At 59.8% G+C, this 13,018-nt stretch carries 13 protein-coding genes and 1 riboswitch; of the genes, 10 read left to right on the top strand and 3 right to left on the bottom strand.

Features of this window, described 5'->3' with window-relative positions; translation table 11 throughout:
• Positions 1-19 precede the first annotated feature (19 nt).
• Positions 20-226: riboswitch (cobalamin riboswitch) on the top strand.
• Positions 227-261: 35 nt separating this feature from the next.
• The 3 genes from ACR0LN_RS17745 (at position 262) to ACR0LN_RS17735 (ending at position 1,690) form a co-directional block, all read left to right on the top strand.
• Positions 262-426 carry a CbtB domain-containing protein gene (locus ACR0LN_RS17745; RefSeq protein WP_480431542.1) on the top strand — a complete coding sequence of 55 codons (165 nt, stop codon included), beginning with the start codon at positions 262-264 and terminating at the stop codon, positions 424-426.
• 4 nt (positions 427-430) lie between these two features.
• Complete coding sequence (locus ACR0LN_RS17740) at positions 431-1,129, top strand: CbtA family protein (protein ID WP_480431541.1); 699 nt, start codon at positions 431-433, stop codon at positions 1,127-1,129.
• 66 nt (positions 1,130-1,195) lie between these two features.
• On the top strand, positions 1,196-1,690 hold the full coding sequence (locus ACR0LN_RS17735; protein ID WP_480431540.1) for a hypothetical protein: 495 nt from the start codon (positions 1,196-1,198) through the stop codon (positions 1,688-1,690).
• On the opposite strand, the gene ACR0LN_RS17730 is transcribed toward ACR0LN_RS17735, so the two are convergent.
• A complete protein-coding gene (locus ACR0LN_RS17730; RefSeq protein WP_480431539.1) occupies positions 1,687-2,031 on the bottom strand; it encodes a DUF1636 family protein in 345 nt (114 codons plus the stop codon). The two genes, ACR0LN_RS17735 and ACR0LN_RS17730, sit on opposite strands and share 4 nt — an antisense overlap.
• 141 nt (positions 2,032-2,172) lie before the next feature.
• Here ACR0LN_RS17730 and ACR0LN_RS17725 point away from each other — a divergent pair, with 141 nt between their 5' ends.
• The 7 genes from ACR0LN_RS17725 to mdoH all read left to right on the top strand — a co-directional run bounded on the left by ACR0LN_RS17725 (position 2,173) and on the right by mdoH (position 11,667).
• Complete coding sequence (locus ACR0LN_RS17725; protein ID WP_480431537.1) at positions 2,173-2,631, top strand: DUF302 domain-containing protein; 459 nt, start codon at positions 2,173-2,175, stop codon at positions 2,629-2,631.
• A 79-nt stretch (positions 2,632-2,710) separates the two neighbouring features.
• On the top strand, positions 2,711-4,330 hold the full coding sequence (locus tag ACR0LN_RS17720) for a thiamine pyrophosphate-binding protein (RefSeq protein ID WP_480431536.1): 1,620 nt from the start codon (positions 2,711-2,713) through the stop codon (positions 4,328-4,330).
• Positions 4,317-5,501, top strand: a complete 1,185-nt coding sequence (locus tag ACR0LN_RS17715) for a CaiB/BaiF CoA transferase family protein (RefSeq protein WP_480431535.1) — start codon at positions 4,317-4,319, stop codon at positions 5,499-5,501. The genes ACR0LN_RS17720 and ACR0LN_RS17715 overlap by 14 nt, the downstream gene beginning before the upstream one ends.
• Before the next feature lie 181 nt (positions 5,502-5,682).
• On the top strand, positions 5,683-7,053 hold the full coding sequence (locus ACR0LN_RS17710) for a tetratricopeptide repeat protein (RefSeq protein WP_480431533.1): 1,371 nt from the start codon (positions 5,683-5,685) through the stop codon (positions 7,051-7,053).
• Between the two features lie 35 nt (positions 7,054-7,088).
• On the top strand, positions 7,089-8,306 hold the full coding sequence (locus ACR0LN_RS17705) for an OpgC family protein (protein WP_480431531.1): 1,218 nt from the start codon (positions 7,089-7,091) through the stop codon (positions 8,304-8,306).
• Positions 8,303-9,802 (top strand): OpgD/OpgG family glucan biosynthesis protein, encoded by a 1,500-nt coding sequence (locus tag ACR0LN_RS17700; protein WP_480431530.1) that lies wholly within the window; start codon positions 8,303-8,305, stop codon positions 9,800-9,802. The genes ACR0LN_RS17705 and ACR0LN_RS17700 overlap by 4 nt, the downstream gene beginning before the upstream one ends.
• On the top strand, positions 9,799-11,667 hold the full coding sequence (gene mdoH, locus ACR0LN_RS17695) for a glucans biosynthesis glucosyltransferase MdoH (protein WP_480431529.1): 1,869 nt from the start codon (positions 9,799-9,801) through the stop codon (positions 11,665-11,667). The genes ACR0LN_RS17700 and mdoH overlap by 4 nt, the downstream gene beginning before the upstream one ends.
• On the opposite strand, the gene ACR0LN_RS17690 is transcribed toward mdoH, so the two are convergent.
• The gene (locus ACR0LN_RS17690; RefSeq protein WP_480431527.1) at positions 11,668-12,483 is read right to left on the bottom strand and encodes a CE1 family esterase; all 816 of its coding nucleotides are present in this window, start codon (positions 12,481-12,483) and stop codon (positions 11,668-11,670) included. It lies immediately after the preceding gene.
• Entirely contained in the window at positions 12,480-12,941 is a 462-nt protein-coding gene (locus tag ACR0LN_RS17685) for a rhodanese-like domain-containing protein (RefSeq protein ID WP_480431526.1), read from the bottom strand. The genes ACR0LN_RS17690 and ACR0LN_RS17685 overlap by 4 nt, the downstream gene beginning before the upstream one ends.
• Between the last annotated feature and the right edge of the window lie 77 nt (positions 12,942-13,018).

Raw genomic sequence — 13,018 nt, 5'->3', positions numbered from 1 at the left:
GCGCACATGACACGTAAGTGGCTAGATGCAAGCGTCTGGTCCCGCCGGAGAAATCCGGATGCTAAGAGGGAATGTGGTGCGACCACCAATACGGTCAAATCCACAGCCGCCCCCGCGACTGTAAGCGGTGAGCCCCTGTTCAACCCGCCACTCCTGTTTTCAGGGGGAAGGCGAACAGAGGCACCGACCCGCAAGCCAGGAGACCTGCCAGGCGTCAATTGAAACACTGGCCGTCGGGTGCGGCGGCAAAGGAGAACTAATATGGCAACACAAACAGCTTCCGCCTCGCGCGTAGGTATCCTTCCGGTCATGTTCGCGGTCGTTCTGGGTCTGGGTATCATCACCCTGACTGGTCACGTACAGGCCGCGGCGCTGCACGACGCGGCCCATGACGTACGTCACGCGACCGGCTTCCCCTGCCACTAACCCCATGTTCAGTCGAATACTGACCAGCGCGTTGTTCGCTGGTGCTGCAGCGGGGCTGATTGCCGCCTTGCTGCAGTTGGTCTTTGTGCAGCCTGTTTTGCTGCATGCTGAATTGTATGAATCCGGTGAGTTGGTGCATTTCGGGGCCGAGGCCGTTTCGGCGCATCCCGAACTGCCGGGCATGTTCTCGGAACTGACCCGCGACGCGCTAAGCGTCATCTTCACCATGCTGACCTATACCGGCTATGCGCTGGTGATGGTTGCGCTGATGTCGGTGGCCGAAGGTAACGGTCACACAATTGACGGTCGCACAGGTGTTCTGTGGGGACTGGCAGGGTTCATCGCGTTCCATTTGGCACCCGGCTTCACGCTTGCGCCCGAGGTTCCGGGCGTGGCAGCGGCTGATGTCTATGCCCGTCAGGTCTGGTGGTTTGCCACAGTTGGCGCGGCTCTGGTTGCGATGTGGTTGATTGCCTTTGGCGGCACCTTGATCAGCTATGTGGTCGCAGCGGCCCTGCTGCTGACGCCGCATCTGATTGGCGCGCCTGAACCGGATGTATTCACTGGCCCGGTTCCAACCGAGATCGGCGCCCTGTTCGCTGCGCGTGCCTTTGGGATTGGTCTTGTCGCTTGGGTTCTGGTTGGAGCCTTCGCAGGCTATTTCTGGCAGAGCGAAGGCAGACGCGCCGAAGCAACCGCCTGATCGCCCGGCATCCACACGCGCCGGGGTTCGACCCGGCGCGTTTCTTTTTGTTTTCAAGGAAAGAAGATGGCTCGCTCACTTGCCCTTTTTGCAATCGGTCTGGTGTTCGGCGGTGGCGCAGGGTTTGTTCTGGCTGCAGCCAACGGCGTCACTTTTGACGGTCACGACCATGGCGACCCGGCCCATCATGGCGGTTCAACTGCCGAGGCAATGGCCCATGACCATTCGGCGGCCATTAACCTGCCTGCAGGCCCCAACGCACCCAGCGTTGCAATCGCGCTGACGCAAGACCCAATGGCTGGGTGGAACCTGCACGTCATGCCGCAGAACTTCCGGTTCTCGCATGAGAATGCCTCGGCCGCTGACAAGGATGGCGAAGGCCATGCACATGTCTACATCAACGGCGAAAAACTGGCTCGGCTCTACGGCACATGGATGCATATCCCCGATCTGCCAAAGGGAGAGGTTGAGGTTTCGGTCTCGTTAAACGCCAACAGCCACAGCCCTCTTATGGTCGAAGACGCGCCAGTTAGCGCCGCTGTGACGGTGCAGGTCGACTAAAGCGCCGGAACACGCGCGCGCAAACACATCCGAAGCCGCCCACACGGTCGGGCGTCTTCGATCCATCCCGCAGGGCTGTCCAGATAGGTTTTGCAGGTTGCGGCGATATCTTCAGCATCCGCAGCGATATTTACCCCCGAAAACACATAGGATGCCCGACCGGCAGATTGCAGCGCCAGCGCGGTCGGTTCACTGCACCCGCTGAAACAGGCATGTTCGCCGATCTCGACATGATCCACTAACCCGGCGCGGGTCAAGGCAGATTCCACAGCCAGCCCCTCGGCCTTTTGGTCGCGCGTACCAGCACAACTGCTGCAGATCAAAAGGCGTATCTGGTCCACGCGTGGCCTCATCAAATGTGGTTCGCGTGTTTCTGGAGTTTAATCGCAGTAAGCGCAATCCCGAATGCGCGCAGGATTGTGCGTGCGCTGTCACCGGAATTCTGGCATCACTCGAACAAACATGTCTAAGGAGACATCACCATGCGCGTGTTTTGGGCTGTGTTCTGCCTTCTGGCCCTGCCTGTTTTTGCGCAGGAGCCTTTGTCCGGTTGGGCCGTGTATCCGACCAACAAAAGTTATGATGCGCTGGTCGCGGACACCAAGGCCGCAGTGAAGGAAAACGGTTTGATCGTGGTCACTCAGGCTGGGCCGACTAAAGCCGCCGCCGCCCGAGGCATCACCATTCCCGGCAATCTGGTTATCGGAGCCTTCAACAACGACTACGCCGTGCGCGTTCTGGAAACCTCGGTCAGCGCCATGATCGAGGCGCCGATCCGTTTCTACGTGACCGAGAACGAGGACGGCACCGCCACCCTGTCCTACAAAACGCCCAGCTTCGTTTTTGCGCCTTATGTTTATGAGGGTGGCGAGCCCCTGCGCGATATTGCCCTAGAACTTGACACAAAGTTTCAGGCAGTGGCGGAATCCGCCTTCAAATAGTCACACTGACGTGAACCTGCTTGCGTCCGGGCGCGTCCTCCGCAATCTCCTGTGCAACAATAATTTCGGAGCATGACTGATGCAGGACCTCTCTCCCCGCGCGGCCGACCTGTTGGCACAAAGACTTTACGAGGCCGGGTGCCGTCACGCATTTGGTATGCCGGGCGGTGAGGTTCTGACACTGGTGGATGCACTGGAACAGGCTGGGATCACATTCCACCTGACCAAGCATGAGAACGCTGCAGGGTTCATGGCCGAAGCCGTGCATCACCGCGACGGAGCGCCTGCGATTCTGGTCGCGACGCTTGGCCCCGGCGCAATGAACGGCATCAACGTTGTTGCCAACGCGTTGCAGGACCGTGTGCCGATGATCGTGCTGACCGGCTGCGTCGACGCGGATGAGGCGCTGACCTACACCCATCAGGTCATGGATCATGCGCAGGTTTACCGTTCGATCACAAAGGGAACGTTTACTCTGACGGCGCAAGGGGCAGATATCGTCGCCGACAAGGCTGTGAACCTTGCTAACCAACCGCGCCCCGGTCCGGTTCATATCGACGTGCCGATCTCGGTCGCGGATACGCGCGTGTCTGGTGTCAAACGCCGCCGTCTGACCAAACCCGCCGCTGTCGCGCCCGAAGGGAATTGCGTCGAAAAGGCCCGCCGTTGGGTGGCCGCAGCCGAACGGCCCATCGCGATTGTGGGTCTGGACGTGCTCTACGACGACTCGCGGAACGTTGTGCAGGCGTTTCTGGAGCATTTCAATATCCCCTTCGTCACTACCTACAAGGCCAAGGGCGTGGTGCCCGAGGATCATCCCTTGTGTCTGGGCGGCGCGGGGCTGTCTCCGCTGGCCGACAAACATCTGGTGCCGCTGGTTGAACAAGCTGATCTGGTGCTGTGTCTGGGCTATGACCCGATCGAGATGCGCCCCGGCTGGCGCGAGATCTGGGACCCCGAAGAAAAGCGCGTCATCGACATCTCGGCTGTGGTCAATGACCACTATATGCATCAGGCGGGGCTGAATTTGGTTGCCCATACCGGCGCAACGCTGGAAGCCATCGCCAAGGGTAACCCTGCCCGTGCGACCTGGCCGGGCGGTGAACCCGCCAAGGTCAAAGCCACACTGGCCAAGGCTTTCCCGAACGACGACGAATGGGGGCCGGCAGCTATCATCGCCGAAACCCGCGCCGCCCTGCCCGCTGAAACGCTGGCGACTGCAGACAGCGGTGCGCATCGCATTCTGCTGAGCCAGATGTGGGATTGCCATGAAGAACGTGGGCTGATCCAGTCCTCGGCGCTCTGCACCATGGGATGCGCGGTGCCTATGGCCATCGGCTTGAAACTGGCCGAACCTGACCGACCTGTCATCAGCTTCTCGGGCGATGCCGGGTTCCTGATGGTCGCCGGAGAGCTGTCGACCGCCGCCGAAATGGGTGGCAACCCGATCTTCTTGGTCTTCGTCGATGCCAGCCTTGCCCTGATCGAGCTGAAACAGCGTCAGCGTCAGATGGGCAACAAGGGTGTCGACTTCGACCGTCACGACTTTGCCGCCATGGGGCAAGCCTTTGGAGGCTATGGACATACTGTTCGCAACCGCGCAGAACTGCGGTCGGCGCTGGAACAGGCGGTCAAGGCCGACCGCTTTACCGTCATCGCCGCAGAAATCGAGCGTGGAGGATATGATGGCCGCATCTGAGGGACCGCTGAAGGGCGTCAAAGTTCTGGACCTGTCGCGCATTCTGGCCGGACCTACCTGCACGCAGCTGTTGGGTGATCTGGGGGCTACCGTCATCAAGATCGAAAACCCCGCGACCGGCGGTGACGACACGCGCCAATGGGGTCCTCCTTACGTTGAAGACGCCGAAGGCAACCGATCAGATCTGAGCGCCTATTTCATGTCGGCCAACCGCAACAAGAAATCCGTGGCCATCGACATTGCCTCGCCCGAAGGACAGGCGCAGATCAAACGGTTGGCCGCACACGCCGATATCCTGATCGAGAACTTTAAACCCGGCGGGCTGGCAAAGTACGGGCTGGACTACGCGACCCTGTCGCAAGAGTTCCCCAGCCTCGTCTATTGCTCGATTTCAGGTTACGGCCAGACCGGGCCAAATTCGTCGAAACCCGGCTATGACCTGATGGCGCAGGGCTATGGCGGGATCATGTCGCTGATCGGCGAACCCGAGGGCCAACCGATGAAGGTGGCCGTGGGCATCTCGGATGTGATGTGCGGCATGTACGCCACCGTTGGCATTCTGGCCGCCCTGCGCCACCGCGATCAGACCGGTGAGGGGCAGCAGATTGATCTGGCGCTGGTTGACACACAGGTATCTTGGCTAATCAATGAGGGCGTAAACTATCTGACGTCGGGCGAAGTTCCGCAACGTCGCGGCAATGCGCACCCCAACATCGTGCCCTACGAAGTCTATGACACCGCCGATGGCCACGTCATTCTGGCGGTCGGCAACGATGGTCAGTTCCGCCGTTTTTGCGAGTTTATCGGCCACCCAGAGCTGGCGGACGACCCGCGATACACCACAAACCCGGCCCGTCTGGAGAACCGCGAAGCCCTGAACGCAATCCTGCGCCCAGCGCTGCAATCCTATGACACCGCCACCGTGATCGCCGAGCTTGAAGCCCGCAAAGTGCCCGTCGGTCCGGTGCGAACTCTGGATCAGGTTTTTGCCTCGGATCAGGTCGCCGCACGGCAGATGCAGGTATCCATGCAGGCCGGTCCGGGCGAGGTAAATCTGATCGGAAACCCGCTTAAATTGTCGCGCACGCCTGTCACCTACCGCAACGCTCCACCGGAATTCGGGGCGGACACTCAGGCCGTCCTGAACGCCAAAAACCCCTTCGAAGATTGAAACACAATGCCTAATTCGGCGGCATGTTGCTGAAACATGCCGTTGAATCGGCGGTTTTTTTCAAGTTTTCCACACACAGCCTTTCACCAATTCGAGAGCAGCGGCGATACTGATACGACGCCGATAAAGTCTCTGCTAAGTCAATTATTGTAGAAATTCATAATCGGATCGGACCAAACGCATGAAACAAGATGTTTTCGGACAGATGAACACCCTCAGCCATCCGGCAAGTGTCGAGGCGTGGAACGGTGTCCTGCTTGGGTTCATGGCGCATTCGGTCAGCACCCCGCAACATCTGGGCAAAGTGCTGGAGCTTGAGCCCGATTTTGCGCTGGGTCACGCGATCAAAGGTCTGTTCATGGTTCTGCTGGGTCGGCGTGAGATGACAGCCGTCGCGGTCGACGCTTTGGCCGCAGCCAACACGGCGATGGAACGCCAGCCGGTCTCGGCGCGCGAAAAGCTTTATGTGCAAGCGCTGGAAATGTATCTGGCCGACTTGCCCTCGCAGGCCATCCAAAAGTTCGAAGAGATTCTGCGCAGCCATCCCGAAGATACGCTCGCGATGAAACTCAGCCATGCGACGCGGTTCGTGCTGGGTGACGCCGCCGGTATGCGCCGGTCCATTGAACGCGTGATGCCCGCCTACGCTCCCGATCATGCCGGGCGCGGATATCTATTGGGCTGCCACTCGTTCGCGTTGGAGGAAACTGGTGCCTATGAAAAAGCCGAGATTGCCGGACGTCAGGCATTGTGGATGGTGTCGGACGACGCGTGGGGCTTGCATGCCGTTGCCCACGTGCATGAGATGACAGGCAATGCGCAACTGGGTCTGGACTGGCTGGCCGGGCGCGAAGCGGCTTGGACCCATTGTAACAATTTCCGCTATCACGTCTGGTGGCACAAGGCGCTGATGCATCTTGATCTGGGTCAGGTCGATCAGGTGATGGAGCTGTATGACAATTACATCCGCCAGGACAAAACCGATGATTATCGCGACATCTCGAACGCAACCTCGTTGCTGTCGCGGCTTGAGCTGGAAGGCATCGACGTCGGCAACCGCTGGGAAGAACTGGCTGATCTCAGCGCCGCCCGGACCGAGGATGGGTGCCTGATTTTCGCCGACCTTCACTATCTGCTGGCGCTGACAGGGGACAACCGCACCGAAGCGACGGCAACAATGTTGCAGCGCATCCAAAAGGACGCGCAACGCAATCAAGGCGATACCCCGATCCGCATGTCCGATCCGGGTGTTGCAGCGGCCAAGGGTCTTGAGGCCTTTGGCGAAGGCCTCTACGGTGCCGCATTCGACTTTTTGTCGAACGCGCGCAATGGGATGCAGCTTGCAGGTGGCAGCCACGCCCAACGTGATGTATTCGAGCGCATCACAATCGATTCCGGTCTGCGCGCGGGCCGTCTGGATGCAGTCGAGCGCATCCTGGATGATCGCCGCGCCAAACGTGCCGGGGGCGAGGACAATTATGCTCTGGCGCGCCGCGCATTGATCGACGCGGCCCGTGACAACGGAGACGCACAAAGCGTTCCGGCTGAATAACAAAACAAAAAAGACCAAAGAAGGACAGAACACGTATGGCGACAGCATCGCCCGCTTCTGATTTTGCGCCCGTGGCGGCCTCGGCAGCCGCCCCTGTGCGCGTGCGTGACCCGCGATTGGATTTCTATCGCGGCATTGCGATGTTTATCATCCTGATCGCCCACATCCCCAACGATCCCTGGGCCAAGTGGATTCCTGCGCGGTTTGGGTTCTCGGACGCAACTGAAATCTTCGTGTTCTGTTCGGGTATGGCTTCCGCCATCGCGTTTGGCGGGACCTTCCTGCGTAAGGGCTGGTGGATGGGTACGGCCCGCGTCGCCTTCCGCATCTGGCAGGTTTATTGGGCGCATATCGGTCTGTTCTTCTTTGTCGCTATGACGATGGCAGCGCTGGACCAAACAGGTTTGTTCGAGAAAACGTACATTTCCTCACTGAACCTGCAGCATTTCTTCAAGGATCCAGCCTCTCAGATCGTCGGGTTGTTCACCCTGACCTATGTACCGAACTACTTTGACATCCTTCCGATGTATCTGGTGGTACTGGCGATGATGCCTTTGTTCATAGGCCTGTCGCGGATCGGCTTCTGGGCGGTTGCTTTGACCTCGGTCCTGATCTGGCTTGTGGCCCAATTTGACTATCTGGACCTTCCGGCCGAGCCTTGGTCGGATCGTCAGTGGTTCTTCAACCCCTTCGGCTGGCAATTGCTTTTCTTCACTGGTTTTGCCTTCATGCGCGGCTGGATACCGGCTCCTCCGGTTTCGAAAACCCTAATCTGGGCTGCGGCGCTGTTCCTGATCTTTTCGATGCCGTTCGGGTCGTGGAAAGTGTTCACATGGATAAATGCTGTAGCCCCTGATCTGGCAGATGAAATCCGCAAAGTCTGGCCTGTCACCAAGGAACTCCGCGACAAAACCGATTTCGGCCTGTTCCGCTACTTGCACTTCCTGTCGCTGGCTTATCTAGGTTGGGTTGCTGCAGGTGAACATGGCCACCGCCTGATCGCAACGGGTCAAAGTGCGGCGGCCAAAGTCTGGCAGTTCCTGCTGACCGTGATCACCAAAGTCGGGCAGCAATCGTTGGCAGTGTTCGTATTTTCCATGGCAGCAGCGCGGCTTATCGGCGTCGGGCTGGACCTCAGTGGGCGAGATGTTGCCAGTGTTTTCGTCGCAAACATGATTGGCTTTGCGATGATCATCGGCGTGGCTTACATGGCCGCTTGGTTTAAGTTGCAACCCTGGAAGTCAAAGAAATGAATTTTACACGCCGCGCATTTCTGGCCTCGACCTCGGCGCTTGCTTTTGCGCCAGCCACCTTTGCCACCGGCGGGGAAACCCCGTTTGACCGCAACGACGTGATCGCTTTGGCCCGCGATCTGGCCAGCCGCCCCTATGCGGAACGCGAGATGGTGCCGCAGGAATGGCAGGACCTGACCTACCAACAGTACCGCTCGATCCGGTTCCGTCTGGACCGCGCGCTTTGGTTTGAGACCGAAACGCCATTCAACGTCGATTTCTTTACGCCGGGATTGTACTTCCCGCGCACTGTGAAAGTGGCCACCGTCGAGAATGGTATGGCCACGCCGGTCGCCTTTGATCTGTCTATGTTCGACAAATCCGAAGACGTACCACAACTGCCCATCGACGAGACTCTGGGCTTCTCGGGTCTGCGTCTGCGCACTGAAATGCACCGCCCCGGCAAAACCGACGAGTTTTGCGTTTGGCAAGGTGCCAGCTATTTCCGCGCCATCGGTCTGCACGAGGTCTACGGCTTGTCCGCACGTGGTCTGGCCCTGAAAACCGGCGACCCGGATGGGGAAGAATTCCCTGAATTCATCCGTTTCTGGCTGGAACGCCCCAAACCCGGCCAGCGCAACATGGTCGTCCACGCGCTGATGGACAGCCCCAGCGTGACCGGCGCCTATCGATTTAATGTCTCCGCTGGCGCGGACTGCGTGATGGATGTCGAAGCCACCCTGTTCCCGCGCGAAGAACTGCCGCACGTGGGCATCGCGCCCGGCACTTCGATGTTCCTGTTCGACCAGACCAACCACAGCCGGTTCGATGATTTCCGCCCCGCCGTGCACGACAGTGACGGGTTGCTGATCCGCAACGGGGCCGGAGAAGTGCTGTGGCGGCCTCTGGCGAACCCGACACGGTTGCAGATTTCGTCCTTCGTCGACATGAACCCGCGCGGGTTTGGCCTGATGCAGCGGAAACGCGAGTTCTCGGACTATGCCGATCTTGAGGCGAACTATCACAAACGCCCCGGTCTGTGGGTCGAACCGAATGGCGACTGGGGCAAAGGCACTGTCACTCTGGTCGAAATTCCCGCCGATCAGGAAATCTATGACAACATCGTCGCTTATTGGCGCCCGGCAGAGCCTTATGCCGCCGGCAGTCAGGTGGACCTGTCCTATCGCCTGATCTGGGGTGAGGAACCGCAACGAACACCGATGCCGCGCGTCATCAATACGGCGATGGGCGACAACACCTTCGGCGAAGGCCGTCTGGCCGTCATCGACTTTGAGGAGAGCGAGTTGTTCGACGACCCCGAGGCGCTGACGATCTTTGTAGATTCTCCCCATGCCGAAACGTCAGGGGGCGTGCTGCAACGCAACCCGGATACCGGCGGCCTGCGGCTGGCGTTCTCGTTCCAACCGGGCGAGCGCAACCACGTAGAACTGCGCGCGCAGTTGCTGAAAGACAAACAGCCGGCCTCTGAGGTCTGGCTCTACCGTTGGACCTCATGACCCAAGACCTGCATATCATGCCCCCCGAGGCGCCTCTGGCCATGCCCGCGCAGGATTTCACCGCGGGTTTCCGGGATGCGCAGGTACCGGATGGCCAGCGTCACTCGGTCGGATTCTGGCGCGCTTTGGCCTTCTCGCCCGCCATGGCGGCAACGCTTGGCCTGCTATGGGTCATGACCGATTGGTTCGGGTCCGAGGGGATCAACTTGATCGAGGCCATCCTACTGGCACTGATCTCGTTCAACTTCTTCTGGATTTCCTTCACGGTCTGCACGGTACTGCTGGGCATGATCTCGCTGTCGCGGCAGGAACAACCCAAACGTGAGGGCCGACCGCAACCCCTGCGCGTCGCGCTGCTGATGCCGGTTTACAACGAGGTGCCGTGGAATGTGCTGGGCAACGCCCGCACGATGCTCGAGGATTTGCAGGCGCGGGGTGGTCAGCACCACTATGCGATGTTCATCCTGTCCGACACCCGCGACCCTGAGATCGCGGCACAGGAACAGGCCAGTATTGAGGCACTGCGGACAACTCTCGCCCCCGGTCTGGAACTGTACTACCGCCGTCGTGAGGAAAACACGGATCGTAAGGTCGGGAATATCGCCGATTGGGTCAGCCGTTGGGGCGCAGATTGGGACGCGATGCTGGTGCTGGATGCCGACAGCCTGATGACTGGCCGTGCCATCACACGCCTGACGGATTCGTTGGCGCGTGATCCTGGTGCGGGTTTGATCCAAAGCTACCCGCAACTGATTGGCGCACAGTCAGTTTTTGCCCGGATGCAGCAGTTTGCCAACGGTGTCTACGGCATCGCATTTGCCGAAGGTCTGGCGCGCTGGTGTGGTCAGGAAGGCAACTATTGGGGGCATAACGCCATCATCCGCACACGGGCTTTTGCCTCAAGCGCTGGCCTGCCAAAGCTGCGCGCCTTCAACGGTCAGGAAAAGCTGATCATGAGCCACGATTTCGTTGAAGCTGGCCTGCTGCGCCGCGCCGGATGGGGCGTGCGGTTCCTGCCGCGTATTCGTGGCTCGTATGAGGAAACACCGCCTACACTGATCGACCACGCGCTGCGGGATCGCCGCTGGTGTCAAGGCAACCTGCAACACCTGAAGCTTCTGGGTTCTGCCGGGTTCCGCGCCGTGTCGCGCTTCCATATGTTCCATGGCGCGATCGGCTATTTGATGTCGCCGCTATGGTTCGCCCTGCTGGTGATGTGGGCGTTGATCGGTCAGGGCGAAGAAGCCTCGGTCCTGCATTATTTCAGCCCCGACAACCCACTATTCCCGCAATGGCCCGAGATGACGGAAACCCGCCACGTGCTGATCATTCTGGTGATGTATGCGATGCTGCTGGCTCCGAAAGTTCTGGGTGTTCTTGCTCTACCCCTCAGCGGCGTGCGCTATGCGGATTTCGGCGGTGGAACCAAGTTCCTGACTTCTTTCTTGGCCGAAGTTGTTTTGTCGATCCTCTATGCCCCGATCCTGATGGTGCAGCAGATGATCGCTGTGTTCCGCACCGCTTTGGGCTTGCAAAAAGGCTGGTCCCCACAAGCGCGGGATGGCGGCAGCTATAGCCTTCGCACGCTGATTCTGTGCCATACATTGGAAACCATCAGCGGCATCGCGCTGAGTGTTGGTATTCTGTCGGGGTTGGTGTCGATCTGGTTGGCTCCGATTGCCATCAGCCTTGCGCTGGCGATCCCCCTATCCGCGCTCAGCGGCGTTTCAGCCGGAGCCGCGCGACGCATGGTCGGAATGAAAGAAGACATCCACGAACCCGCGATCACCCGTTCTGCCCGCCGTCACCGGAACGAACTGAAGCGTTTGATCGAAGGCAAAGGTGTCATGACCCCTGCCGAGTGATTAGCCGCCCGGCAGGCCCTCGTACCAGTCCACCATCATATCCGCCCAGCCCTGCGGCACGTTGTGACCGCCGGGAAACAGCGCGAACTCTAGCATGCTGCCCTCGGCGCACCCGGTCCAATAGCGGCGCATGAATTGGCCTGTAGTGGAGAACCCGCTGGGCTTGGTGTCGGCACATTCATTGGCGACACGCCAGATTTCCAGACCGGCGAAAATATCCCCCTGATGGAAGCGGCCTCCGCCCAGAATGCGCCCTTCCAAAGGCACCACGTTGTCGGTCCATCCATGGGTATGGAACATACGCACCGGGCCTTCGCACGCCTCGGGGTGCGGACGCCAGAACCCGCCGGACACAGGCACATAGGCCGAGAAGGTATCGGGCGCAGCGCAGGCCAGATAGTAGACCATGAACGCACCGGCCGAGAACCCGCCCAGCACCACACGATCCGTATCTACGCCGAACCGATGCCGGGCATCCTGCACCACTTCGGTCAGAAAGGCCGTTTCGTCCCGTCCCTCCCATCCAGGAAAGAAGTTCCAGCTTTGGCGGCCGTTCCGCTCAGACCCTTCTGGCGCCATCACCGCATAGCCGCGCGCCAGTAGCGGCTCGACCATGCTGCGGTTTTTCAACGTGCCGGTCGCCGATCCGCCATAGCCATGCAGGAAAACCACCAACGGCGGGTTTTCGGCCTGTGGCAACTCGATGTGATAACCACCCGACGCGGTTTCGCACACGCCTTCCTGATCAGCGCAAGCGGCCAGCCCGGCCTGCCCCACCAACGCCAGTCCGGTTGCCAAAGTGAATGCCCGGATCATCCTGTCTCTCCTGTATTTTGTTGAACCGGCAACCCGGCACGCACCCAACCTGGCCCCGCGGCCGAGCCCAGCATGCCCTCGGGCACGTCGATTACATTTGTGAAGCCGGCCTCGGTCAACCGGTTGCTCAGGCGGGCCGATCGAACCCCGCGCGCGCAGATCAGCGCGACCGGAGTTGTGTGATCTCCGCCAGCTAGTTGAGAAAGCGCCTGCACGAAATCCTCGCGGCGCATGTCCAGCGGGTGCGCGCCTTGGCCAATCCCAGTAGTCTGCCATTCGCGCGGCGTACGAATATCCACCAGCAAAATATCGCCAGACAACGCCTGCCGATGTGCGTCAGCGACGCTTAGTTTACCGCCAGTATAGTTTGGAGGGATCAGGCGATATTCGCGAATGACGAAACCGCCAAGAATAGCGGCACCGCCACCCAGCAAAACCCATCTTCGGGTCCTGTTCATCCTGTCCGCCATCCGACAATCTCCACGATCTGACAGGACGGTTTTATCATAACGCGATGGCCGGCGCTGTGCGGAAA

This window comes from Ruegeria sp. AA6, from assembly GCF_056542865.1.
The sequence above is the reverse complement of the archived record's forward strand: the minus strand, read 5'-3'. Positions and strand labels throughout refer to the sequence as shown.

Coding starts and splice junctions, on each gene's coding strand:
- ACR0LN_RS17685 (WP_480431526.1), bottom strand. CDS start 12,941: ATGAACAGGACCCGAAGATGGGTTTTGCTGGGTGGCGGTGCCGCTATT.
- ACR0LN_RS17700 (WP_480431530.1), top strand. CDS start 8,303: ATGAATTTTACACGCCGCGCATTTCTGGCCTCGACCTCGGCGCTTGCT.
- ACR0LN_RS17740 (WP_480431541.1), top strand. CDS start 431: ATGTTCAGTCGAATACTGACCAGCGCGTTGTTCGCTGGTGCTGCAGCG.
- ACR0LN_RS17690 (WP_480431527.1), bottom strand. CDS start 12,483: ATGATCCGGGCATTCACTTTGGCAACCGGACTGGCGTTGGTGGGGCAG.
- mdoH (WP_480431529.1), top strand. CDS start 9,799: ATGACCCAAGACCTGCATATCATGCCCCCCGAGGCGCCTCTGGCCATG.
- ACR0LN_RS17715 (WP_480431535.1), top strand. CDS start 4,317: ATGGCCGCATCTGAGGGACCGCTGAAGGGCGTCAAAGTTCTGGACCTG.
- ACR0LN_RS17710 (WP_480431533.1), top strand. CDS start 5,683: ATGAAACAAGATGTTTTCGGACAGATGAACACCCTCAGCCATCCGGCA.
- ACR0LN_RS17725 (WP_480431537.1), top strand. CDS start 2,173: ATGCGCGTGTTTTGGGCTGTGTTCTGCCTTCTGGCCCTGCCTGTTTTT.
- ACR0LN_RS17720 (WP_480431536.1), top strand. CDS start 2,711: ATGCAGGACCTCTCTCCCCGCGCGGCCGACCTGTTGGCACAAAGACTT.
- ACR0LN_RS17745 (WP_480431542.1), top strand. CDS start 262: ATGGCAACACAAACAGCTTCCGCCTCGCGCGTAGGTATCCTTCCGGTC.
- ACR0LN_RS17705 (WP_480431531.1), top strand. CDS start 7,089: ATGGCGACAGCATCGCCCGCTTCTGATTTTGCGCCCGTGGCGGCCTCG.
- ACR0LN_RS17735 (WP_480431540.1), top strand. CDS start 1,196: ATGGCTCGCTCACTTGCCCTTTTTGCAATCGGTCTGGTGTTCGGCGGT.